This is a genomic window from Haloglomus irregulare, assembly GCF_007421925.1.
Lineage (GTDB): Archaea > Halobacteriota > Halobacteria > Halobacteriales > Haloarculaceae > Haloglomus > Haloglomus irregulare.
Genome location: NZ_QMDX01000005.1, coordinates 76605 through 98773 on the forward strand (window position 1 = coordinate 76605; position 22169 = coordinate 98773).

Below are 22169 nucleotides of genomic sequence, written 5' to 3' on the forward strand. Positions count from 1 at the left end.
GAGACGCGCCGATTGCTGCCCGAGAACGAACACTCGATGCCAACCCGACGGAGAAGTCGGCTACTCGTCCAGTTCCGCCATCGCCTCCACCATCCGGCCGACGGCCTTCTCCTGGCCCCACCGGAGCCGCTTCGAGACGGCGGGCTTGGAGACGCCGAACTCCTCGGCGAGGTCCCCGAGCGTCGCCCCCCGCGGCGACCGGAAGTAGCCGCGCTCGACGGCCGCCTCCAGGGTCTCGCGCTCGGCCGTCGTCAGGTCCTGGCAGCCCTGGATGAGCGTCATGGCCGCGCCGACGTTCTCGACGAAGCCGGTCACCTCCGCCTCGTCGACGGGGTCCCGCGCGACGACCTCGAACTCGTTCTCCCGCTCGAGCCCCGCCAGCGCGCCGTCGGCCGTCGACTCGCGGTCGAAGCCGACGTGCCACAGCTCGCTACCGGCCTCGATGTGGAACGGGCCCGTGATGTAGCCGTCGTGGTCGCGGATGGTCCGCATCGCCGCCGTCTCGTCGATGACCGTCCGGACGTGGGCCACGTCCGCCTGCTTGGAGATGAGGCCACACTCGTGGACCCCGTCGTGGGACTGGAGGACGTCGAGTCCGGCCTCGACGGCGGCGCGGTCGTCACCCTCGACCAGCATCCGCGTCTCCAACCGCTCCGCCCGGCCGTCGTCGAACTCCCAGTTGACCGCCGAGAACGAGACCGGCTGGGCCTCCGTCGCGGCGATGAACGGGCAGTCGTACTGCTCCATGTCGAGGGTGAGGTCTATCATGGTTCTTCCCCGCGGGTTGCCCGCACTGTGTCGCCGAGAAACAAAACGGTTGTCCCCGCCACCGAACCGGCAGAAATCCACGATGACAGGTGTATCGGCCCGCGAGGCGGGTGTCGAACCGGTCGGGGCGACGACCGTCGGGATGCGGGCCCCCGGCCCCCGGGCGCGGGCCGGACGGAAACCCATATCGGGGGACCAGCCGAACCGCATCCATGGTCATCGTCGCCGAGAACGTCCGCCGTCGCTACGGCGGGACGGTCGCGCTGGACGGCGTCTCGCTGTCGGTCGCCGAGGGGGAGGTGTTCGCCCTCGTCGGGCCGAACGGCGCCGGCAAGACGACGCTCGTCCGCGCGCTCACGGGGACGACCGTCGTCGACGGCCGGGTGACGGTGTTCGACGAACCCCCGGCCGACGTCGACCCCGAGCGGGTCGGGCTGCTCCCGCAGGAGTTCGACCCCGCCGAACGGCTCACCGCCCGCGAACTCGTCACCTACTACGCCGGGCTGTATGACCGCCCCCGGGACGTGGACGCGGTACTCGCGGACGTCGGCCTCGACGGCGCGGACGCGCGCAAACCGTACGAGGACCTCTCGGGCGGGCAAAAACGCCGCACGTGCGTCGCCACCGCGCTGGTCAACGACCCCGACCTGCTCTTCCTCGACGAGCCCACCGCGGGCATCGACCCCGCCGGTCGCCGACAGCTCCAGTCCCTGGTCACCGACCTCGCCGACGGCGGCACGACCGTCCTGCTGACGACCCACGACATGGCGGCCGCCGAGTCCCTAGCCGACCGCGTGGGACTGCTCGCCGACGGGCAGTTCGTCGCCGTCGGGCCGCCGCGGGACCTCGTGGCCGGCCACGGCGGGACCAGCCGTCTCGAACTCGCGGTTCCCGAGCGGGCGGAGAGCGCCGCCGCGATTGCCCTGGAGAGGGCCGGCTACCGGCTCGTCCCCGACGAGGCGGTCCTGGCCGTCGCCGATATCGACCCCCGCGACATCGGCGGCGTGGTCGAGTCGCTGGAGGCCGAGAACGTCCCCTACGACGCCATCACGTGGAAGCAGCCGGACCTGGAGGACGTCTACCTCGCGCTGACGGGCACGGAGGTCGGGGCGAGCGGCGACCCGCGGCCGCGACGGCGCGGCCGTCTCCCGGCGCAGGGGGGTGAGACCCCGTGAGCGCGCTCGGTCGGGTCGGTAGCGAGACGACCGCCGCGACCAAGGCCTTCCTCCGCCGGCGGACGGCAGTCTTCTTCACGTTCTTTTTCCCCGCCATCCTGGTCCTCATCTTCGGCGTGCTGGTGCAGGCCCAACCGACCGGCGGCGGGCTGTTCACCGAGCCGGCGGGCTACTACGTCCCCGGCTACCTCGCCGTCGTCGTGCTGTTCACGCCGCTGTCGCGGGTCGGGAGCGAGGTGGCCCGCCACCGCGAGGGCAACCGGTTCGAGAAGCTCGCGACCACGCCGCTCTCCCGGGCGGAGTGGCTGCTCGCACAGACGCTCGTCAACGTCGCGATCATCGGGGCCGCGGCGGTGCTCATCCTCGGCCTCGTCGTCGCCCTGACGGGCGCGGCGGGGTCGCTGACCCCTTCGCTGCTGGTACTGCCGTTCATCGCGCTGGCCGTGGCGCTGTTCTGTGGCCTGGGCGCCGTGCTCGGTCGGGTCGCGGACTCGCAGGATGGGGTCGTGGCCGCCGCGAACGGCATCGCGCTACCGCTGCTGTTCCTCTCCGAGACGTTCGTCCCGCCGGACCTGCTCCCCGCGTGGTTCGACCCGCTGCGGTTCCTCTCGCCGCTGACCTACTTCGCCCGCGGCGTCCGGGAGGCGACCTACCGTCCGCCGGGCGTCATCGCGTCGTTCACCCCGGGCGGCAACGTCCTCGAGGCCGGCGGGCCGCTGCTCGAACTCGGCGTGCTGGCCGCGCTGGCGGTGCTGTTCTTCGTCGCCGGCGCCTACGCCATCCCGGACACCGACTGACCGGACGCCGGCCGATGACTGCACCCGGGTCCCACGGGGCCTGGACGACCGACGCGTTTTCACGGGTGGCGCGCCCGAGAGGGGATGTGAACAAGCTCCCCGCCGCCGGCGAGGACGCGTGGCGGCTGCCGCGGCACGCCCACATCATCGTCTACGAGACCGACGACGGGAACGAGTTCCTCACGGTCTACGACTGCGGTGCGGCCCAGAAGCCGCCCTCCGCGCAGGTCATCGGCAACCTCGTGCGCGTCGACGCCGACCACGAGACCGAGCGGCAGCCGACGGGCTACATCGTCCGGATGCGGGAGGAGTCGCGGCTGGAGCGGCTGGACGCGGACCACTGGGTCGTCCGGGGCGAGTGAAACGGGATATCTCGAACATCCACATATCAGATCGGTGATCGCGTCAGCTGACGGACGGAGTGGAGAGTATATCGATACTATCCCGCCTATTCGGTCGGGTCCTCCGTCCGGTCGCGCAGCTCCGTCCGCCGGATCTTCCCGGTCACCGTCTTTGGCAGCTCGTCGACGAACTCGATCTCCCGGGGGTACTCATGGGCTGCCAGCTCGGTGCGGACGTGCTCCTTGATGTCCTCCTTCAGGTCGTCGGTCGGCTCGGTTCCCGACACCAGCCTGATGTACGCCTTCACGATGGTGCCGCGTTGCCGGTCCGGCTTGGGGACGACCGCGCCCTCGGCGACGGCGGGGTGCTCACCGAGCGCCGACTCCACCTCGAACGGACCGATGCGGTAACCCGAGGAGATGATGACATCGTCGGCACGCCCCTCGAACCAGAAGTAGCCGTCGTCATCCATATGACCGAGATCGCCGGAGAGGTACCACTCGCCGTCGGGGCCGTCGACGAAGCAGTCGGCGGTCTTCTCGGGCTCCTCCCAGTAGCCCGCGAAGAAGCAGGGGAAGTCGCCCCGCTCGGCGATCTCGCCGGTCTCACCGGGTTCCAGAACCTCCCCGGTGTCCGGGTCGACCACGGCAGCCTCGACGCCGGGCAGTGGCCGACCCATGCTGCCGGGCTTCAGCTCCATGGCGGGGTAGTTGTTGATGATCATGTTCCCCGTCTCCGTCTGGCCGTAGGTGTCGTGGATGGTGACGCCCATCGTGTCCTCGCCCCACTCCACGACGCCCGCGGAGAGCGGCTCCCCGATGGAGAGCGCGTGCCGGAGGTCGAGATCCACCCCCTCGAACACGTCGTCGTGCTCCCGGAGCATCCGGTAGGCCGTCGGAACGGAGAACAGCACCGTGATGGGGTATTCATCCAGCAGTTCGGCCCACTCCGCGGCGTCGAACTCGTCCTCGTAGGTGAACAGCGAGGTGCCCCAGAACCACGCACCCAGCGTGTTGATGGGGCCGGTGAGCCACCCGAGGTCTCCGGTCGACCAGTAGAGGTCGTCCCCCGGCCGGAGATCGACCGCGAACTTCTGCGTCGCCGCGACACCGGCCACCCAGCGGTGCTTGTGGAGGACCCCCTTCGCCGGACCGGTCGTCCCCGACGTGTAGTACAGCAGCGCGTCGTCCTCGCCGCTCGTCCGGATGGTCTCGAACTCAGTATCGGCCGCTGCGACGGCGTCGTGGTAGTCCATGTCGTCGTCGTGGGCCGCACCGTCGCCGTCATCCACCACGATGACCTGCTCGACACTCGGGACCTCCGCCAGCGCGTCGGCCACCGTCCCGCGGTTGCCCGTCGTCGTGAGAACGACCGACGCATCGCAGTCGTCGAGACGGTAGGCGATGCCGTCCGGCCCGAACCGCTCGTTGACGCTTCCCCAGACTGCCCCCGTCTTCAGCGTCCCGATGAGCGCGGCGTAGTGCTCCGGGACCCGTGGCATGTACGAGAAGACGCGGTCACCATGGTCGACGAGGTCGTCGAGAACGTTGGCGAACCGGTCGGACTGTTCGGCCAGCTCATCGAAGGTTACGGTCACCGCCTCCCCGTCGGTCCCGACGTACTGGAGGGCGGTTCGCTCGGGGGTCGCCTCCGCGTGTCGGTCGACGGTCTCGTGGGCGATGTTCAGCGCCCCGGGCGCCGACCAGTCGGCCTCGGCGTACAGCTGGTCCCAGCTGAACGATCCGTACTCGTCCTCGTAGTTCGTCAATCTCGGGCTTGCGTCGTGTTGTGACATACCACACGTCTAGTTCCCATGTCCATTAAAAATTAATCCAGCCCCGGGGGTTCGAAGAACTGGCCGACGGTCCCGTCGTCGGAGCCGTCGGCCGCGCGTCTGACGCGGGTTCTTGTGCCCGGAGCGCCCCGCTCGGGACATGGGCGAGGACACCGAGACGATCCGGGAGTGGATGGACGAGCTCGGTATAGAGACCCGTTCGGTGATCAGGAATCCGCCGGAAGAACTGACGGACGAGGGGTGGCTGAGGCCCTCCTATGTAGATAATGTCTGGAGTACGTACGATATCGCTGATGAACTCGACTGCGCTCCCTCTGCCGTGTTTAATCGGCTGAACAGACACGAAATCGGGACGCGAGATGTCGGCTCCCAACCGGGGGAGCTACATCACCGGTGGAAGGGTGGCACGGACTCCTACTACGGGCCGGACCGGTGTGACACTCGACGGTCCGTACTCGAACGCGACGGGAAACAGTGTACCGAGTGCGGCATGACCGAAGAGGAACATCTGGCGGAGTACGGTCGCTCGTTGCACGTGCATCACCTGCAGCCGATCCGAGAGTTCGATGATCCAGAGACGGCCGATACGATGGACGATCTCACAACACTCTGCCACGGCTGTCACATGGCGATAGAGACTCGAAACGAGGGTGGTTCCGAATGACAGAGAGACATATGGAGGTCGGAACGGACTCGGAGGGGAACAGAGTGGAACTACCGACCGTCGAGGTTCTGACGGGCCGCGGATTTATCACTGGAAAGAGTGGTTCTGGAAAGTCCAATACCGCTTCAGTCATCGCTGAGAAGCTACTTGACGAGCAGTTGGGGCTGTTAATTGTCGACATTGATGGGGAATACTACGGCCTCAAAGAGGAGTACGAGATCCTCCACGTCGGCGCCGACGAGGAGTGCGACCTCGTGGTGAACGAGGAGCACGCCGGCAAACTGGCCGAACTCGCGCTGGAGCAGAACGTCCCCATCATCCTCGATGTCTCCTCGTTCCTCGACGAGTCCGCGGCCCGGGACCTGCTGACGGCGGTCGCCCGCAACCTGTTCGCCAAGGAGAAGAAGCTCAAGCAGCCGTTCCTGCTGGTCATCGAGGAGGTCCACGAGTACATCCCGGAGGGCGGCGGCCTGGACGAGTGCGGGCGGATGCTGATCAAGGCGGCCAAGCGCGGCCGCAAGCACGGGCTCGGGGTGGTCGGCGTCTCCCAGCGCCCGGCCGACGTGAAGAAGGACTTCATCACGCAGTGTGACTGGCTCGTCTGGCATCGGCTGACCTGGGAGAACGACACCAAGGTCGTCCGGCGTCTCCTCGGCAGCGAATACGCCGACGCCATCGACGGGATGGCCGACGGGGAGGCGTTCGTGTTGACGGACTGGTCCGAGCGGATCCGGCGGGTCCAGTTCGACCGGAAGGAGACGTTCGACGCGGGCGCGACGCCCGGGCTGGACGACTTCGAGCGACCGGAGCTGAAGTCAGTCAGCAGCGACCTCGTGCAGGATCTGGAGGCCATCTCGGAGGCGGAGGAGCGCCGGGAGTCGCGCATCCAGGAACTGGAGCGACAGGTGGCGGACCGCGAACAGCGCATCGAGGAGCTGGAGGCGGAGCTCTCGGAGGCGAGGGACCTCTCGAAGATGGCCGAGCGCTTCTCCCGGGCGATGATGGAGCACGCCTCCGGCCGGGCGTTCCGGGCCGATATCGGGACACAGACCGGGATGGACGACTGGCGCAAGCGCGCCGTCGAGGGGGAGCATCTGGACGCGACACGGCGGCCGGCCAACCCCACCGAGGACTACCTCGCGGGGGACGAGGCCCCCGACCCCAGCGACGCGAACGACGACCCTCGAACCGAGACGACGGCCCCCGCCGGCTGGCCCGAGACGGGGGAGGACTCCGGCGAGGCCGACGATGGGTCGTCGAGTCGACCCACCACGTCCAGCAGTACCACCGCCGGGAGCGACGCCATCGACGCGGCCTTCGAGGCGCTGGAAGGGACGACGGACGAGGCGGACGAGGCCGGCGCGACCGCCGGGGGCACGACCGAGGACACTGCCACGGGCCTCGAGCACGACTCGAAGCCGGACGAGGCCCGCGGGGAGTCCGGACCGACGGAACCGTCCGACGTGCCGGGCACGGATGTGGGGGACGACGGCTGGCCGGAGTCCGGGGACGACGCCGCGACCGACGGGCCGACCGAGGGGTCGACCGTCGAGACGGTCGTCGGGGCGTCGGCCCCGGGCTTCGAGCGCGAGGTCGTGCGCGAGGTGAAGGCCACCATCCGCGGCTTCGACGATGTCACCCGCCGGATGCTGGCCCACTACCGCGAGCGGGGTGCGTGCGACCCGGTCGACGCCCACGTCGCGGCCGGCGGCGACAGCGACCGGACGCTGGCCTACAGCCGGAACCGCACGCTCCGGCAGGCTGACCTCGTCGCGCATGCCGGCCGGGGCCGGTACGGCTGTCGGCTCGCCGCACACCTGCGCGAGGCGCACGGCGACCGCCTCTCCGAGTCGGAACTCGCCGACGCGGTCGCGTCGGTCGAGCGGACGTTCGTTGACGGGGACCCGGACGCGGAGCACGAGGCGGCCCGGGACCCGGCCGACGGGACGGCTTCCACAGCCACGGGGCGTCCCGACGCGGGCGCGGGTCGGGCGACGGACGCGGATGCCACCGAGGCCAGTGCGGGTGACGGGACGCGGGAGCCCGACGACGACGCGTCGTTCATCGACGCCGACGCGGTCCGCGACGGTGCGGCCCCGGCCGCAGCACGGGCTTCCACTGGGGAGACGGGCGGCGTCCAGCCCGGGGACAGCCTGTCGACGAGCGAAACCGACGGTGAGCGGACGATCGCGGACGCCGGCGGTGACGGCGGCGAACAGTTCCGGACCAGCGAGGAGCGATCGGCCACGGACGGTGGCGGGACCGACGAGTTCCCGAACTGGCCCGGCGAGTGAACGCTGGGCAACGTGTTCATGATTCAACCAGTGGCCTATTGTCGGGGTTCCGAAATCGTATAGTGGCAACCCGTCGCAAACCCGCTGTATGGTAGACGCCGACGAACTGTCGAACGACGACCTCGCGATCTCCGTCAGCGAGGACGGACTGGTGGCGCGGGCCACCATCGACCGGTACGAGGACCGGAACTCGCTGAACGACGCCGTCATCGGGGGGCTGGAGGACACGCTCGCGGCGGCCTCCGCGGACGAAACCCGGGTGGTCGTCATCCGGGGGGCCGGCGGCACGTTCTGCGCCGGCGGCGATATCAAGGGGATGGCCTCGAACATGGGCCAGGGCCCGATGGCCTACCGGGACGGCTTCTCCGGGATGGCGAACCTCATCGGGGCCATCGTGGACGCGAACGTGCTGGTCGTGGCGGCCGTTGAGGGCTACTGTCTCGCCGGCGGGATGGGCCTCGCGGCCGCGTGCGATGTCATCCTCACGAGCGACGACGCCACCTTCGGGACGCCCGAGGTGGACATCGGCCTGTTCCCGGCCCAGGCGCTCGTCCCCATCATGCGCACGGTCAACGAGAAACAGGCGCTCCACCTCCTGTTCACGGGGGAGCATATCGACCCGGAGAAGGCCTACGAGATCGGCTTCGTCACCGAGGTGGTGGAGGCCGACCGCTTCGACGTGGAACTGGACGACCTCGTCGACTCGCTGGCCAACTCCTCGCCCGTGATGATCGAGGTGGGCAAGCGGTCCTACTACAACCAGCGCGATATGGGGTTCGACGAGGCGCTCTCGTACATGCGCGAGATCATCTCGCTCATCGCGATGAGCGACGACACCGAGGAGGGCATCAACGCCTTCCTGATGGACACCGACCCCGAGTGGAAGGGCCGCTGACCGCAGTCGATGCATCGCCAGCCGACCACCACCCATACAGCATCCACCAATGGCAATCGAGCAGGAATCCGTCAAAGGCAACGACCCGGACAAGGCGATCATCAGCGCGTCCCTCACTGGGGCGCTGACCACCCGCGACCAGTGTGAGGCCATCCCCTACACGCCGGAGGAGATCGCGGAGGACGCGGCCGCGGCCCGCGAGAACGGCGCCGCCGTCGCGCACATCCACGCCCGCACCGAGAACGGGAGCCCCACGTTCGACACCGACATCTACCAGCGGATCTACGAGGAGGTCCGCGAGCGGACGGACGTCCTCATCAACTTCTCGACGGGCGCGATGCACGAGCCCGTCGAGTCCCGGCTGGAGTACATCGAGGCGGTCGAGCCCGACATCGCGGCGCTGAACATGGGCTCGATGAACTACGCGAAGTACTCCGAGAACCGTGACGACTTCGTCTTCGACATGGTGTTCGAGAACCCGTTCAACGAGATCCGGGACTTCCTCACCACCATGCGCGAGAACGGCGTCAAACCCGAACTGGAGTGCTTCGACACCGGCCACGTCGGTAACATCCGGCCGTTCGTGCAGAACGGCGAGCTGGAGGCGCCCATCAACTTCTCGCTCGTGATGGGCGTGCTGGGCGGCATCCCGCCGACGGTCGAGAACCTGGCGCACCAGGTCCGCCAACTACCCGATGACGCGACCTGGCAGGTCATCGGCATCTCCCGCGAGCAGTGGCAACTCGTCTCCGCCGCGCTCGCGATGGGCGGCAACATCCGTGTCGGGCTGGAGGACAACTTCTACCTCCCCAGCGGCGAGATGTCGACCAACCCCGAGCTCGTCGCGAAGGCCGCGGAGATGACGCGGAACGTGGGTCGAGAGCCCGCGACGCCGGCCGAGGCCGCCGAACTGATGTGCATCGAGCCGCCACACCTGTAGCGACGATCAACCACGGAGAGAGCGTCCAGGAACCGAAATCGTGCTCGTCGGCTGTGGCGTGGCGTCCCTGTGCAAAGGCTTATCACAGCGGCTGCGTAACCTGCGAATCGAATGGGTGTCATTGGCACACCACTGCTCGACAAGGCACGGACCATCTTCTCCGACCTGGGGTACGAGGTCGAGAAGGACAGCGAGGAGCTCCGCGCGGAACGGAAGTGGCGGACCGTCTTCGTGACGACGGCCGATCCCGGCGACGCGCCGGAGCACGGTCGACTCCGCTGCTTCGTGGCCGAGGAGCCGCGGGCGGCCGACGTCCGCGACCAGCTGGTCTCGCTCGCCCCGGACTACGATTGGGCGGTCGTCGCCGTCGACGCGGACGACTATCGCATCCTCCATCCCGACGCCGAGGCCCTGTCCGCACCGTAACTCCCGCGGCCGGCCGGAACCGCTCCCGGCATCCTATCCACGTCACCTGGCGCCACCCGCCTCGGAGCAGCGGGTCCGGCGGCCGGCGGCTCGCCCCATCATCGCGGAGTCGTGTCGGGACCGGGATAAAACGCCGCGCAACTGATGGGACAGCGCCAATCCCGTGCCGTTCCTGCTCCCGCGTAGACGGGCCACCGCCCGTGACCGACAGATGGCACCGAACACCACCACCATGCCCGTAGCGCCTCCGAACCGACGCGACCCACGCGACCGGGGGTGGGACCAATGCAGTTGACCCCGGAGCAGGAGGCGTTCGGGCAGGACCTCCGCGACTACCTCGAGACCGAGGTCGAGCCGGACGTGGACGAACTGGACCGGAACGGGCCGATGAGCCGCGACCGGATGCTCGACTACATGGGCGACCTCCGCGAGCTGGGGGTCGGCCACGACCCCGGGACCGTCGAGGAGTACTTCGGCGACCTCTGGCGGTTCGCCATCGCCAGCGAGGAGATCTCCCGCGTCTGGCCCTCGCTGAACGTGGCGCTGCAGATGTCGTTCCCGGCGGTCTTCGTCGAGCACGCCGGCGAGCGCACCCGCGAGACGATGCTCCCGCGACTGGAGGACGGCCAGTGCATCGGCTGTCTGGCGGTCACGGAGCCGGACGGCGGCAGCGACACCGCCCGACCGGACGTGGTCGCCGAGTACGACGAGGACGAGGAGCTGTACACCCTCCGCGGCGAGAAGACATGGGTCGGTAACGGCGGCGTCGCCGACGTGGCCCTCGTCGTGGCCGAGGACGAGCGGACGGGTGTCTCGGACATGTTCCTCGTCGACTACGAGAACGAGCCCTGGGCGGCCGAGTCCATCGACAAACTCGGCTGGAAAGGTGTCGACAACGCCCGGATGGACTTCACGGGCTGTCGGGTGCCGCCGGAGAACAAGCTGATGAACATCGTCGGGAACGCGATGGCCGACGGCCACGGGATGAGTGACATCGTGCCGTTCCCCGAGAGCGTCACGGACCTGTTCGCCCGGCAGAAGCCGCTGAACGCGACCTTCTCGTTCATGCGGACCGGGATGGCGTTCATGGCGGTCGGCATCATGCAGGCCGCGTTCGAGGAGGCTCTGGCGTACGTCGACGAGCGCGAGACGTTCGGCAAGCCCATCGCCGGCCACCAGCTCGTCCAGGGGAAGCTGTACGAGATGAACGCGGCACTGGTCGCCTCGCGGGGGACCGCCCGGCGCGCCGCCGAGGCACTGGAGTCGGGCGCCCCCGAGGCCCGTCGGCTCACGTCGCTGGCGAAGGGCTACTGCTGTGAGCGGTCGAAGGACGTCACCGACGAGGCCATCCAGGTGTTCGGCGGCGAGGGGCTGAAGACCGAGCGCCGGCTCGAGCGCTACTACCGCGACGCCCGCACCATGACCATCCCCGACGGGACGACGGAGATCCAGAAACTCATCGTGGGCAAGGAGCTGACGGGCACCTCGGCCTACAACTAGTGACCGTTCGAGGCCCCGCGCGAGGCCGTCGGTTCAGTTCCCGTACGCCTCGTCGGCGTTGATCGCCGCCCTGTACTCGCCGAACCAGGCCTGACTCGGGAACGCGAGTTCGCTCATCCGCTCGGCCTATCGGCATACCACCACCTCACGGTTGTGGATGCGATCGCCGGATGGTTCATGAGTGGTCACGGGACCGCGTGGCAGCAGCCCGCCGATCGACCCGGAGGCCGCCCCGATCCGTCTGCGCGCGAGCGGTTCCGCACCGCGGGCGCGGACCCCGAGCACGAGAAGCTGCGCTAGAAGGAGAACAGGTCGATGCCGCCGGTGACCCCGACCACCTGGCCGGTGACGTAGTTGGCCTGCTCGGAGCAGAGGTAGGCGATGAGGTTGGCGACGTCCTCCTCCGTACCGAGCTTGCGCATCGGCGTGGCCTTCGCGATACGGGCGAAGTGCTCGTCCGTCTGTTCGAGCATCTCGATGTCCATGTCCGCGAGCGCGCCGACGACGATGCTCGGCGCGATGGCGTTGGAGGTGACGCCGTACTGGGCCCCCTCGAGGGCGAGCGTCTTGGCGAAGCCGATGAGCGCCGCCTTCGTCGCGGAGTACGAGGCCTGACCGAAGCCGCCCTGCCAGCCGGCCATCGATGACATGCTGATGATGCGGCCCCAGCCCTGCTCCTTCATGTGGGGGTAGACCTCCTTGGTGATGTTGTAGCTCCCGGTGAGGTTGACCGCCATGTCCCGGTCCCAGATGTCGTCGTCGAAGTTCTCGACCTTGTCGCGGGCGTCGACCATCCCCGCGTTGTTGATGAGGATGTCCGTCGACCCGAGTTCGGACTGGATGGCCTCGACGGTCGCCGCGACGTCCGGGCGGTCGGTCAGGTCGCACTCGTAGGCGACGGCGTCGCCCCGGTACTCCTCGCCGTCGTTGATTTCGTCGGCGACGTTCTCCGCCTTCTCCTGTGCCACGTCCAGCACGACCACGTCCGCGCCCTCGCGGGCGAGTACGCGACAGTCCTCGCTCCCGATGCGGCCGGCACCACCGGTGACGATGGCGACACGGTCCTCGATTCCAAAGTCCATGACGGACGTGGTATCCGGTGGGCGTCGCTTAAGCGTTTATCCGGCACCCGGACGGTCGTTTATCCCATGACCGCTTTGAGGGCGCCGAACACCCCGATAGCGCGGGTATCGAGCACGCTCGCGATGGACTCCGGACCGCGATACTGAACTCCCGGCTCTATCGCCGTACGGTGACGATATCCAGGATATCCCGAAGGTTCGACAGTTGGTAGGTCGCGACCGGCCCGCTCGCGTCCTCGCCGTACGCGATGGCGTCGAGTCCCAGTGCGCTGGCGCCCTCGATGTCGTGTTCGTAGCGGTCCCCGACCATCACGCCCCGGCCGGCGTCGATGCCGTGCTCGGCGGCCCGGTCGAGCGCCGTCTCGAACATCCGCCGGTCGGGCTTCTTGTAGCCGACCGCCTCGGAGGTGGTGACGTGGGCGAAGCAGTCGTCGATGCCGAGCTCGTCGAACATCGACATCGCCTCGGCGGTGTCGACGTCGCTGATGACGGCCTGGTAGATGCCGGCCTCGTCGAGCGCGCGGACCGTCCCGATGGCCCCCGGCTCCGTGCGGAGCGCCGCGTCGAGGCTGCGGTCCAGTATCGGTCGCCACGCCGACTCCGGCGGCGGCTCACGGCCCTCGGCCTCGAAGACGGCCGCCGTCGCCCGTCGGTAGCCCTCTGCGGCCGTGCGGTACTCCGTCCCCTCGGCGGCGCCGAAATGTTCGCCGAGCGCGCGCTTCCACCGCTCGACCGCGGGGTCCGGGTCGAGGCCGTGTTCGGCCGCGAGTTCGGCGAGGAAGGCGGCGTACCCCTCGCGGATGGACGCCAGTTCGACGATGACGCCGCCGATATCCCAGAAGACGGCGTCGTAATCGCGGTGCTCGCCCATACCACAGCCTGGAGCGGGCGGGGTGAAAGCGGTATCGTCCCCGTGGGCTGTCGGGCGGGTCGGCCCGTCGACAGGCATAAATCCCGACCAGCCGACCGAACGGCCATGACAGGTCCCTCGCCGGCCTGCGGTTCCGCGGTCGCGCGGGCCCACCCCCTCCCCCGAACACGGAGTGAGCTGCGGTGACGCCGGACGGCCGGGCGCTGGCCGTCGCGGCCGTCGCGGCGCTGCTGTTCACCGGGCTCGGTGCCGGTGCGCTCCTGCTGACCGCGGACCGGGCGCCGCCGGAGCCGTACGAACCCACTGCGACCGTCCCCGCCGGCGTCGACTACGTCGGAACGGTGAACCTGACGGCGTACCGCTCCGACCCGGCGGTCGCGAACGGGAGCCGCGCCTCGCTGGGGTTCCAGTCCCGCGTGGAGTTCTACGCCGGGCCACCGTATCTCCGGTCGCTCGCGCTCTCGCCGCCTCCGAACGCCAGCCTCGACCCGACGAACGCCAGCCGTGTCACCTACTTCGGCCGGAGCGGGTCCCGGTACGGCGCCCGACTGGTCGTGGCCAACTGGACGGGTGAGGCGGCCGCGGAGGCGCTCGAGTCCCGACGCGGTATCGGGTTCACGCCCGAGACCCGGCGCGGCTACACGGTTCGCCGGTCCGAGGCCGGCGCGGCCGTCGCCGTGCTCGACAACGGCGCCGAGGGCGGTCCGGTCCCGCGGGCTGGGCCGCGGCTCCTGACCATCGGTAACGCCAGCGCCGTCGAGGACGCCGTCGACGTGGCCGCCGACCGCGCGGCCACCGACGCGGAGCCCGCGACGCTCGACGGCGACCTCCGGCGGGAGTACCGCGAGACCTCCGACGGCTACGTCCGGTTCGCGTACCGGTTCCGGCCGTCGACGGTCCCGGACTACCCGTTCGTCGGGCCCGCGGTCCGGACGATACAGTACGTCGGGAGCAGCTACACGCTCGATCGGGCCGGGACGAACGCCGCGGCCACGCCGGCCGTCCGGGTCCGCATCCACATCACGAGCGAGGGCGCCGGGAGCGCCGACGACGTGCGCAACATCCTGGCGGCGGGCCAGTCGTTCTACCTCCTCCAGTCGTCGAACGACACGCTGAAGACTGAACTGCGGCGGGCTCGGTTCAACGTCACGGGCCGGACCGTCGTGACCGAGTACGAGTCCTCGCCGGCCGGGCTCCGGGTGCTCGTCCGCGGGCTGTTCCGGAACCAGCCCGAACCGGAGTCGCTCGACCCGCCGGCCTCGGCCGAGCCGTCCAGTAGCGGGCGCCCGCCTGCCCGAGGTCCGGCATGAGCCTGCGCACCATCCTCCGGAAGGAACTCCTCTGGAGCCGGCATCGCGCCCTGGCGCTGCTGTTCGTCCTCGTCCTGCTGCCGGCGGCGTTCGCCGGCGCGTCGGTGTTCTTCCAGTCCACGCTCCCGAAGGACGCCCCCGTGGCGGTCGTCGTCGAGGACGACGCGGTGAGCGGGGCGGAGTACGACGTGGTCGCCGCCTCGTTCCGGCTGTTCTCGAGGCCGGTCCGGTACGACTCAGAGGCGCGGGCGCTCCGTGACCTGGAGCGCGAGACGGTGTACGCCGTCGTCAGCGTCCCGCCCGACCTGGGCGACCCCGCCGTCGACCGGGTGAACATGACCGTCACCATCGACGGCGACATGACCCCGTACCGGGAGCCGTCCGGCGCGCTGGTGAGCGTGGTCTCGGCGACGATGAACCGACAGCTGGACACGCGGGTCGTGGTCGACCGGGAGGTCCGTGGCGAGGAGCGGAAGCTCGCCTCCTATCTGCTCCCGAGCTTCCTGCAGATCCTGGTGTTCACCTTCGCTTTCGCCTACCTGCCGTACAACCTCGCGAGCGAGGAGGCGGTGCTCGACCGGCTCCGGGTCGAGACGTCGCTGGACGCGGTCGTGGCCGGCAAGCTGCTCTTCTTCACCGGCCTGCTGGCCGTGCCGCTGCTCGTCTTCCACGGGCTCGGGCTCGGGCTGGGCTACGGCGTGAACCTGCTCGCGCCCGGGGCGATACTCGCATACGGCCTCACCTTCCTCGCGTGCGGGGCCATCGCGACGGCCGTCACCTTCGCATCCGGCTTCGGCACGACCGGGCGACTGCTGAACGTGCTCGTCCTCTTCGCGTTCCTCGGGTTCTCCGGGCTGGTCTACCCGGCCGGGTTCTTCTCCCCGCTCCGGCGGGGCGTGGTTCGACTGATGCCGACCCACTACGCGATGGTCGTGGTCCGGGGGACCACGCTGCGCGACCTCCCGCCCGCGGAGTTCGGGACCTGGCTCGGGGGGGTCGCCCTGTTCGCGCTCGCGGCGCTCGTGCCGTTGAAGCTCGCAATGATCGCCTACGAGCGGGGGACCTGAGATGGCGGGGCGCGAGGCGACGGACGGTGACGGCCTGCCCGACATCCCCCGGCTGGACCCGGGGGCGGTGGCCCCCATCCGGGTCGAGGGGTTGCGCAAGCGCTACGGGAACGTCCTCGCGCTGGCGGGCGTGGACCTGACCGTCGAGCCCGGGGCGTTCCACTGTCTGGTCGGGCCGAACGGCTCGGGGAAGACGACACTGCTCCGGACGCTGCTGGGACTCGTGGAACCCTCCGCCGGCGAGGTCTCCGTCCCGGACGCCCGGCTGGGAACGGCGTTCCAGCGGCCCTCGCACTACGACCAGCTCACCGTCGCAGACAACCTCGACGTGTTCGGCGCCCTGGCCGACGCGGACGCGGCGTGGGCCGAGACCGTGCTGGCCAGGCTGGGGCTGGACGTCGTCCGTGACCGCATCGCCGGGGAGCTCTCGGGTGGCTACAGCCGGAAGCTGGACCTCGCGCTCGCGCTGCAGAAGGCGCCCGCCTACCTGCTGCTGGACGAGCCGCTCGGGGAATTAGACGACGTGACGAAGCTCCGGCTCCTCGAGTTCCTCGGCGCCTACCGGGACGCCGGCCACGGGGTCGTCATCTCTACACACAACCTCGGCCAGTTCGCGAGCTACGTCGACCACCTGACCATCGTCCACGATGGCGCGGTGCTGCTCGACACCCCCCGCGAGTCCCTCGATGTCCCCGACGGGGAGCTCCAGGAGCTCTACGTCGAGCGGATACTGAGTGCCGCGTCCGAGTCCGACGGGGAGGGATAGCCGTCGCGGGGCCGCCGGCCGCGGCCGCTCCGCCGGCAGCCACGTTCCGACAGGGGTTTTAGTCACGGCCGTTTTCTTCCCGGTAATGGGTAACTGCATCATCTGTGGTACGGCGACTGACGGGCCGATCTGTGACACCCACCAGGAGGACGTCGTCTTCGAGTTCGAGGGGAACAGTCCGAGCCAGCTGACCGAGGACCGCTTCTACGAGGGTACCGTCGACGGCTACGCCGACTTCGGTGTCTTCGTCGACCTGAGCAACAGCGTGACGGGGCTGCTCCACCGCTCGAAGCTCGACCGGCGCCTGGAATCACTCGACTGGGAGCCCGGGGATAGCGTCTTCGTCCAGGTCACCAACGTCCGCGACAACGGTGACGTCGACCTGGGCTGGTCCATCCGGCAGTCCGACCGGGACTTCCGCGGCCGACTCATCGACGCCCCCGAGGGCGACTCGCTCGTCGACGAGGACGACGAGGGAAACGCTGACCCTGCCGACGCGCAGTCGGCACGTGCACCGACGTCAGACCCCGACCCCGAACCGGAGCCGGAGCCGGACCTCGAACCGGAGCCCGAGTCGGAGCCCGAACCGGCCCCCACGCCGGGGCAAGCCCGGGCGCAGGCCGAGACCGAAGTCGAGGAGGACGACGAGAGCGACATCGCGGCCGAGGAGCCCGATCCCGAGCCGGAGCCCGAGACGGCCGACATCGAACGGGCCGTCGTCGTGGACCTGCGCGAGCGCGTCGGCGACACCATCGCCATCGAGGGCGAGGTCGTCAGCGTCCGGCAGACGTCCGGGCCGACTGTGTTCGAACTCCGCGACGAGACCGCCGTGGTCGACTGCGCGGCGTTCGAGGAGGCCGGCGTCCGGGCCTACCCCGACATCGAAACGGGCGATACCGTCCGGCTCACCGGCGAGGTCCGCGTCCGGCGCGACGAACTCCAGGTCGAGACCGAGGAGCTGGTCGCGCTGGCCGGCGAGGAGCGCGATGCCGTGGAGGAGCGGATGGCGGCGGCGCTCGACGAGGAGGCCGAGCCCGAGCGGGTCGAGCCGCTGGCCGAGGACCCCGTCGTCGAGGGGCTGGACGACGACCTCGGCGAGGCCGCGACCGCCATCCGGCGCGCGGTCGCCGAGTCACGGCCGGTGGTCATTCGCCACGCCGCCACGACCGACGGCTACGTGGCCGGCGCGGCCATCGAGCGCGCGGTGCTGCCCCTCGTCGCCGAGGAGCACGCCGCGAGCGATGCGAGCTACCACTACTTCGACCGCCGGCCGCTGGAGGGCGCCGTCTACGATATGGACGACGCCACGAAGGACGTGACCGGCATGCTGGGTGACCGGGAGCGCCACGACGAGAAGTTCCCGCTGTTCGTCTTCGCCGCCGCTGGCGGCACCCGCGAGTCACTCGACGGGTTCGACCTGCTGGACGTGTACGACGCCGAGCGCGTCGTGGTCGACGGACAGGCCGTCGACGACGAGATCCGCGACGCCGTGGAGACGACCGTCGCGCCCGACGCCGACACGGCCGAGCGCAGCGCGGCCACGGTGGCCGCGACGCTCGCCGCGTCGGTCAACGACGCCATCCGCGACGACCTGACGCACCTCCCCGCGGTCTCGTACTGGGACGACGCCCCGGCGGCGTACGTGGAGCTCGCGGCCGACGCGGGCGTCGACGCCGGGACGGCCGCGCAGCTCCGCCAGGCCGTCGCGCTGGAGGCCTACTACCAGTCCTACGAGGACAAACGCGAGCTCATCATCGACCTGCTGTTCGAGCGCGGCGAGGGCGGCGACGGCGTCGGTCTCGCCGAGGAGGTCGCCGAGCAGTTCGAGACCAAGCTCGAGGCGGAGATGGACACCGCGCTGGCGAACATAGAACGCCGCGAGGCCGCCGGCGTCAACTTCGCAGTGCTCGACACCGACTCCTACACACACCGCTTTGATTTCCCGCCCAAGCGGCTCCTGCTCGACGAGCTCCACCGCCGCGAGGCAGAGGGCGAGCGGTTCGTCACCATCGGCATCGCCAAGGACGAGCTGTTCCTCCGCGCGACGGAGGAGCTGGACCTGCGGGCCATCGCCGAGGAGGTGGCCGGGGAGGCCAAACACGCCGGCGTCGCCGCCCGCGGCGCCCGCGAGGGGAAGATCGAGTTCCTCTCCGGCGAGCGCGACGCGGTGCTGAAGGCGGTCATCAAGGCCGTCGCGGACCGCGTCGCCGCCGCGGCCTGACGGCGCTGCCCGATCCTCCCGCCACCGGATGTTACGAGGATGGCGGCTGCTCCGCCCGACTAGTATCGGAGTCCCGCCTCGACGTGGCGGCTCTCCTCACAACGCATCGACCAGCCCACGAACCGCCCCCCGGCCGCCGCTGACGAACGGGGTGCCGTGGGCCACCGCGGCGACCTCGAACTCGGGTGCCTCGCGGTCGAAGCGGCGGATGGACTCATGGATGGCGCGCATCTCGTAGGAGTCGAGCCAGAACGGCGGCGTGAGTCGGCCGTCCTGCTCCCAGACGAGATCACCGAGGCAGGCCACCGACAGTCCCTCGTGGACGAAGACGGTGTGGCCGTGGTTGTGACCGGGGGTGTGGAAGGCAGTGAGGCCGGCGAACCGGTCGCCGTGGTCGACGGGGCGGAGGTCGACCCCGTCGAAGTCGTAGAGCCGGCGGGCGACCCGGTGGAAGGCGCCCTTGTGATGGAGCAGCGGCGGGTCCCACTCGCCCCGGACGAGTTCCACATCCCGCCGGCCCATGTGGACGGGCCCCTCGAAGCCGGCGTCCACGAGTCGGCCCAGGCCGGTGACGTGGTCGAGGTCGTAGTGGGTCATGCAGACCCGGTCCACGTCGGTCGCCTCGTAGCCGGCGTCCGCGAGCTCGCCCAGCAGCGTGGGGCGGTTGTACCAGAGGCCGGTGTCGACGAGCGTCACAGGGCCGTCGCTCCCGTCGTCCGGGGCCTCGCGCCCGTCGAGCAGGAACGCGTTCGTCGCGAGCGGCGGTATCAGACCCACGTCGAGCAGCCAGACGCCGGGTGCCAGCTCGCGAGTCATGAACGGTCGTTCGGGGGCAGTCGATATCAAGGGGTCGACATCGGCTCCGGCGGTGGGGAGGCGACGCGCGGAGCCGTCCACGGTCCTCAGACCGTGGCGTCAGCCGGTGCGGCCCTGGCTCCGCCGCCGATGTAGCCCGGCGGGCTCAGCAGAGCGCCACGATGACGACCAGCCGGCCGTCGGCGGCCGCGGCACCGACGCCGACGCGGTCGACCGAGGCATCGAGCAGCTGGTCGCGGGCCGCGTCGTCGGCGAGCGCCCGCGACAGGAGCCCCCCGGCGACCGCGTCGACGGAGGCGTCGCCGGGCGGCCGTTCGTCCGCCGTCGCGGTCACCGCTGCCTCCGTCGCCGTACAGCCCGTCACGCGTTCGGACACCGGTCGGCCGCCGTCCCCCTCGACGAAGGCGGTCGCCCGCGCGTCGGCCGCCGCCACCAGCTCCTCGTCGGTCGTCAGCGTCCCGGCCCCCTCGTCCTCGCGGGCGGCGTTCAGGTCGTCGGCCACGGCCGGGGCGAGTGCGTCCGTGTCGACGGTCGCGGTCCAGGGCGGGTCGGGGGCGAGCGGCCCCACGCCGAGCAGGCCGGCGCCCACGACCGCGACCAGCAGGACGGCCACCCCGATGAGCCCCAGCATCGGCCGGTCGAACTCGTACCAGCGGCCGTCGATGAACTGCGTCGGGGCTACGTCATCGGGGTCCACGTCGACCTGCTCGAAGGAGTGGTTGCCACACCGCTTGCAGGGTGGGTTGTTCCGCTGATGGGACCGGCCACACTGCGTGCAGCGCCACTCCAGGTAGCCCGTCGCCACCTCGCCCGCCGTGGGGCCGGCGTCCAGCGGCTCGAACGAGCGGAAGCCACACTCGGGGCAGGCGTCGACGCCCCTCGTGACCATCGTCCCACACTCCGTGCACTTCCGGGTGAGTTTCTCCGTCAGCTGCCGGAACGACGCCGACCCGCACTCGCAGGTCGACATGTCCGTCGGGTGTCGACGGCCACACTCCGTGCAGACGTACCCATCCGCGTCGTCGGCCATCTACCGACGGTAGATGACGACCGCGTAAATGGGCACCGAGGTTCGGCCGCTCCCGCGCACGGCGTTCTCCGGGACGAGCGGCCGTCAGAAGTCGTCGAGCCGCGTGTGCAGTCGTCGGCGGACGTCGGTGACGAGCGCGTCGAGCTCCAGCCCGAGCACGGTCTCGGCGGCGGGGCCGACCGTGCCGGTGTGCTCCTCGGGGCAGTAGACGCCCATCCGCCACTGCTCGCGCTGGGCCGTCCGGAGCGCGTCGACCAGCGCGGACTGGCGGTCCAGCCGGCGGGCCTCGCCGTTGACGACCACCTTCGTCGTGGATTCGGTCATCCGCGGCTCGCCCGGTACGTCGAGGATGACCGCGTCCGGGTCGACGCCGGCGTGGTCCGCGATCTCCCCCTCTATGTTCCGGAGTTCGTGGTAGTCCGCCCCGAGCACGTCCTCCGGGACGTCGGCCAGCTCGGCCCAGACGGCACGCTTGAACAGGTCCCGGCGGTCGAGCCGGTGAGCGATGGCGGCGGTCGAGTCGGCCTCCCGGAGCGCGACGTGGAAGTCCCAGTCGTCCATCCGGCGGAGCCGCTCGGGTGCGACGCCCGTCTCCAGTAGCCGCTCGGCCCCCCGCCGGAGCATCGCCTTCCCGACCCGCGCGGCGTGGTGGTTGTAGACGGTCGGGTTCATCAGCGCCCGCGCCAGCAGCAGCGACTCGGCGGTCTGGACGTTCCCCTCGTCCAGCGCGAGTTCGCCGTCGACCAGCGCGAGCTCCCGCACGAGCCGCGCCTGGTCGATGGTGCCGTACGGGACGCCGGTATGGTGGGCGTCCCGGACGAGGTAGTCCATCCGGTCGACATCGAGTTCGCCCGAGACCAGCTGCCCGAGTTCCCCCTCGCCGCGGACGAGCCCGGCGACCGAATCCGGGTCGAGGTCGTGGGCCGTCAGGACGCGTGCGACTGCCCCCTCCGTGATGAGCGGCCCCACGTCGTCGTGGGCGCGGCCGGTGTGGCGCTGTACCACCGCCTCCGTGTTGTGCGAGTACGGCGAGTGGCCGATATCATGCAGCAGTGCGGCGGCGCGGACCCGCTCGGCCTGTGGCCCGGCGACCGAGAGATGCTCCAGCGCCCGGTCCGCCAGATGGAGGACACCGAGGGAGTGCTCGAAGCGCGTGTGGTTGGCGGCGGGGTAGACCAGCTGGACGGTCCCCAACTGCCGGATGCGGCGGAGCCGCTGGACGGGCGGCGTCTCGAGCAGGGCCTCCGCCACGCCCTTGACGTCGATGTGGTCGTGGACGGAGTCCTTGATGGTGACCATCGGGATGAGATTGTGCCGGATACGGCAAAAGGCTACGCGTGTCCCTGCCGGAACCGGCGGGGTAACGGGCGAGCCTGCCCCGAGCGAAACGCGTTAGTCCCGCCGCACCCG

Annotated in this window: 20 protein-coding genes; 13 read left to right on the top strand and 7 right to left on the bottom strand. The window is 70.1% G+C overall.

The window, feature by feature from the left end; all coding sequences use genetic code 11:
* Positions 1 to 60: 60 nt before the first annotated feature.
* The gene (locus DP107_RS09715; RefSeq protein ID WP_144261968.1) at positions 61 to 768 is read right to left on the bottom strand and encodes a helix-turn-helix domain-containing protein; all 708 of its coding nucleotides are present in this window, start codon (positions 766 to 768) and stop codon (positions 61 to 63) included.
* A 212-nt stretch (positions 769 to 980) separates the two neighbouring features.
* Between DP107_RS09715 and DP107_RS09720 the strand changes: the two genes are divergently transcribed.
* The 3 genes from DP107_RS09720 to DP107_RS09730 all read left to right on the top strand — a co-directional run bounded on the left by DP107_RS09720 (position 981) and on the right by DP107_RS09730 (position 3102).
* Positions 981 to 1943 (top strand): ABC transporter ATP-binding protein, encoded by a 963-nt coding sequence (locus tag DP107_RS09720; RefSeq protein ID WP_144261969.1) that lies wholly within the window; start codon positions 981 to 983, stop codon positions 1941 to 1943.
* The gene (locus tag DP107_RS09725; RefSeq protein WP_144261970.1) at positions 1940 to 2740 is read left to right on the top strand and encodes an ABC transporter permease; all 801 of its coding nucleotides are present in this window, start codon (positions 1940 to 1942) and stop codon (positions 2738 to 2740) included. Before DP107_RS09720 ends, DP107_RS09725 begins: the two co-directional genes overlap by 4 nt.
* Before the next feature lie 86 nt (positions 2741 to 2826).
* Positions 2827 to 3102, top strand: a complete 276-nt coding sequence (locus DP107_RS09730) for a hypothetical protein (RefSeq protein ID WP_144261971.1) — start codon at positions 2827 to 2829, stop codon at positions 3100 to 3102.
* 86 nt (positions 3103 to 3188) lie between these two features.
* Here DP107_RS09730 and DP107_RS09735 read toward each other — a convergent pair whose 3' ends face one another.
* Positions 3189 to 4877 carry an acyl-CoA synthetase gene (locus DP107_RS09735; protein WP_144261972.1) on the bottom strand — a complete coding sequence of 563 codons (1689 nt, stop codon included), beginning with the start codon at positions 4875 to 4877 and terminating at the stop codon, positions 3189 to 3191.
* A gap of 139 nt (positions 4878 to 5016) precedes the next feature.
* On the opposite strand from DP107_RS09735, the gene DP107_RS09740 reads away from it, so the two are divergent.
* The 6 genes from DP107_RS09740 to DP107_RS09765 all read left to right on the top strand — a co-directional run bounded on the left by DP107_RS09740 (position 5017) and on the right by DP107_RS09765 (position 11596).
* Complete coding sequence (locus DP107_RS09740; RefSeq protein WP_144261973.1) at positions 5017 to 5541, top strand: HNH endonuclease; 525 nt, start codon at positions 5017 to 5019, stop codon at positions 5539 to 5541.
* The gene (locus DP107_RS09745) at positions 5538 to 7835 is read left to right on the top strand and encodes a helicase HerA domain-containing protein (protein ID WP_144261974.1); all 2298 of its coding nucleotides are present in this window, start codon (positions 5538 to 5540) and stop codon (positions 7833 to 7835) included. The genes DP107_RS09740 and DP107_RS09745 overlap by 4 nt, the downstream gene beginning before the upstream one ends.
* A gap of 88 nt (positions 7836 to 7923) precedes the next feature.
* Positions 7924 to 8730: an enoyl-CoA hydratase/isomerase family protein gene (locus DP107_RS09750; protein ID WP_144261975.1), complete on the top strand. Its 807-nt coding sequence runs from the start codon at positions 7924 to 7926 to the stop codon at positions 8728 to 8730.
* Between the two features lie 49 nt (positions 8731 to 8779).
* Positions 8780 to 9670 carry a BKACE family enzyme gene (locus DP107_RS09755; RefSeq protein WP_144261976.1) on the top strand — a complete coding sequence of 297 codons (891 nt, stop codon included), beginning with the start codon at positions 8780 to 8782 and terminating at the stop codon, positions 9668 to 9670.
* A gap of 111 nt (positions 9671 to 9781) precedes the next feature.
* Positions 9782 to 10096 carry a DUF7116 family protein gene (locus DP107_RS09760; protein ID WP_144261977.1) on the top strand — a complete coding sequence of 105 codons (315 nt, stop codon included), beginning with the start codon at positions 9782 to 9784 and terminating at the stop codon, positions 10094 to 10096.
* Positions 10097 to 10381: 285 nt separating this feature from the next.
* A complete protein-coding gene (locus DP107_RS09765) occupies positions 10382 to 11596 on the top strand; it encodes an acyl-CoA dehydrogenase family protein (protein ID WP_144261978.1) in 1215 nt (404 codons plus the stop codon).
* A gap of 296 nt (positions 11597 to 11892) precedes the next feature.
* Here DP107_RS09765 and DP107_RS09770 read toward each other — a convergent pair whose 3' ends face one another.
* Together DP107_RS09770 and DP107_RS09775 are read right to left on the bottom strand one after the other, a co-directional pair.
* A complete protein-coding gene (locus tag DP107_RS09770; protein ID WP_144261979.1) occupies positions 11893 to 12678 on the bottom strand; it encodes an SDR family NAD(P)-dependent oxidoreductase in 786 nt (261 codons plus the stop codon).
* 157 nt (positions 12679 to 12835) lie between these two features.
* On the bottom strand, positions 12836 to 13549 hold the full coding sequence (locus DP107_RS09775; RefSeq protein ID WP_185977256.1) for an HAD family hydrolase: 714 nt from the start codon (positions 13547 to 13549) through the stop codon (positions 12836 to 12838).
* A gap of 182 nt (positions 13550 to 13731) precedes the next feature.
* Between DP107_RS09775 and DP107_RS09780 the strand changes: the two genes are divergently transcribed.
* From DP107_RS09780 to DP107_RS09795, 4 genes are all read left to right on the top strand, one after another.
* A complete protein-coding gene (locus DP107_RS09780; RefSeq protein ID WP_144261981.1) occupies positions 13732 to 14859 on the top strand; it encodes a hypothetical protein in 1128 nt (375 codons plus the stop codon).
* A complete protein-coding gene (locus DP107_RS09785; RefSeq protein WP_144261982.1) occupies positions 14856 to 15926 on the top strand; it encodes an ABC transporter permease in 1071 nt (356 codons plus the stop codon). Before DP107_RS09780 ends, DP107_RS09785 begins: the two co-directional genes overlap by 4 nt.
* Position 15927: 1 nt before the next feature.
* On the top strand, positions 15928 to 16692 hold the full coding sequence (locus tag DP107_RS09790; protein WP_144261983.1) for an ATP-binding cassette domain-containing protein: 765 nt from the start codon (positions 15928 to 15930) through the stop codon (positions 16690 to 16692).
* Positions 16693 to 16777: 85 nt separating this feature from the next.
* The gene (locus DP107_RS09795) at positions 16778 to 18913 is read left to right on the top strand and encodes a DHH family phosphoesterase (RefSeq protein WP_144261984.1); all 2136 of its coding nucleotides are present in this window, start codon (positions 16778 to 16780) and stop codon (positions 18911 to 18913) included.
* 96 nt (positions 18914 to 19009) lie between these two features.
* Here DP107_RS09795 and DP107_RS09800 read toward each other — a convergent pair whose 3' ends face one another.
* From DP107_RS09800 to DP107_RS09810, 3 genes are all read right to left on the bottom strand, one after another.
* A complete protein-coding gene (locus tag DP107_RS09800) occupies positions 19010 to 19729 on the bottom strand; it encodes an MBL fold metallo-hydrolase (RefSeq protein WP_144261985.1) in 720 nt (239 codons plus the stop codon).
* A 145-nt stretch (positions 19730 to 19874) separates the two neighbouring features.
* Positions 19875 to 20759, bottom strand: a complete 885-nt coding sequence (locus DP107_RS09805; protein ID WP_144261986.1) for a CAP domain-containing protein — start codon at positions 20757 to 20759, stop codon at positions 19875 to 19877.
* An 84-nt stretch (positions 20760 to 20843) separates the two neighbouring features.
* Positions 20844 to 22058 carry an HD domain-containing protein gene (locus DP107_RS09810; protein ID WP_144261987.1) on the bottom strand — a complete coding sequence of 405 codons (1215 nt, stop codon included), beginning with the start codon at positions 22056 to 22058 and terminating at the stop codon, positions 20844 to 20846.
* Positions 22059 to 22169 lie beyond the last annotated feature (111 nt).

Bases quoted from the DNA above. Each gene is read 5' to 3' on its own strand.
- DP107_RS09715 (WP_144261968.1), bottom strand. From the start codon at position 768: ATGATAGACCTCACCCTCGACATGGAGCAGTACGACTGCCCGTTCATC.
- DP107_RS09720 (WP_144261969.1), top strand. From the start codon at position 981: ATGGTCATCGTCGCCGAGAACGTCCGCCGTCGCTACGGCGGGACGGTC.
- DP107_RS09735 (WP_144261972.1), bottom strand. From the start codon at position 4,877: ATGTCACAACACGACGCAAGCCCGAGATTGACGAACTACGAGGACGAG.
- DP107_RS09740 (WP_144261973.1), top strand. From the start codon at position 5,017: ATGGGCGAGGACACCGAGACGATCCGGGAGTGGATGGACGAGCTCGGT.
- DP107_RS09745 (WP_144261974.1), top strand. From the start codon at position 5,538: ATGACAGAGAGACATATGGAGGTCGGAACGGACTCGGAGGGGAACAGA.
- DP107_RS09750 (WP_144261975.1), top strand. From the start codon at position 7,924: ATGGTAGACGCCGACGAACTGTCGAACGACGACCTCGCGATCTCCGTC.
- DP107_RS09755 (WP_144261976.1), top strand. From the start codon at position 8,780: ATGGCAATCGAGCAGGAATCCGTCAAAGGCAACGACCCGGACAAGGCG.
- DP107_RS09760 (WP_144261977.1), top strand. From the start codon at position 9,782: ATGGGTGTCATTGGCACACCACTGCTCGACAAGGCACGGACCATCTTC.
- DP107_RS09765 (WP_144261978.1), top strand. From the start codon at position 10,382: ATGCAGTTGACCCCGGAGCAGGAGGCGTTCGGGCAGGACCTCCGCGAC.
- DP107_RS09770 (WP_144261979.1), bottom strand. From the start codon at position 12,678: ATGGACTTTGGAATCGAGGACCGTGTCGCCATCGTCACCGGTGGTGCC.
- DP107_RS09775 (WP_185977256.1), bottom strand. From the start codon at position 13,549: ATGGGCGAGCACCGCGATTACGACGCCGTCTTCTGGGATATCGGCGGC.
- DP107_RS09785 (WP_144261982.1), top strand. From the start codon at position 14,856: ATGAGCCTGCGCACCATCCTCCGGAAGGAACTCCTCTGGAGCCGGCAT.
- DP107_RS09790 (WP_144261983.1), top strand. From the start codon at position 15,928: ATGGCGGGGCGCGAGGCGACGGACGGTGACGGCCTGCCCGACATCCCC.
- DP107_RS09795 (WP_144261984.1), top strand. From the start codon at position 16,778: ATGGGTAACTGCATCATCTGTGGTACGGCGACTGACGGGCCGATCTGT.
- DP107_RS09800 (WP_144261985.1), bottom strand. From the start codon at position 19,729: ATGACTCGCGAGCTGGCACCCGGCGTCTGGCTGCTCGACGTGGGTCTG.
- DP107_RS09805 (WP_144261986.1), bottom strand. From the start codon at position 20,759: ATGGCCGACGACGCGGATGGGTACGTCTGCACGGAGTGTGGCCGTCGA.
- DP107_RS09810 (WP_144261987.1), bottom strand. From the start codon at position 22,058: ATGGTCACCATCAAGGACTCCGTCCACGACCACATCGACGTCAAGGGC.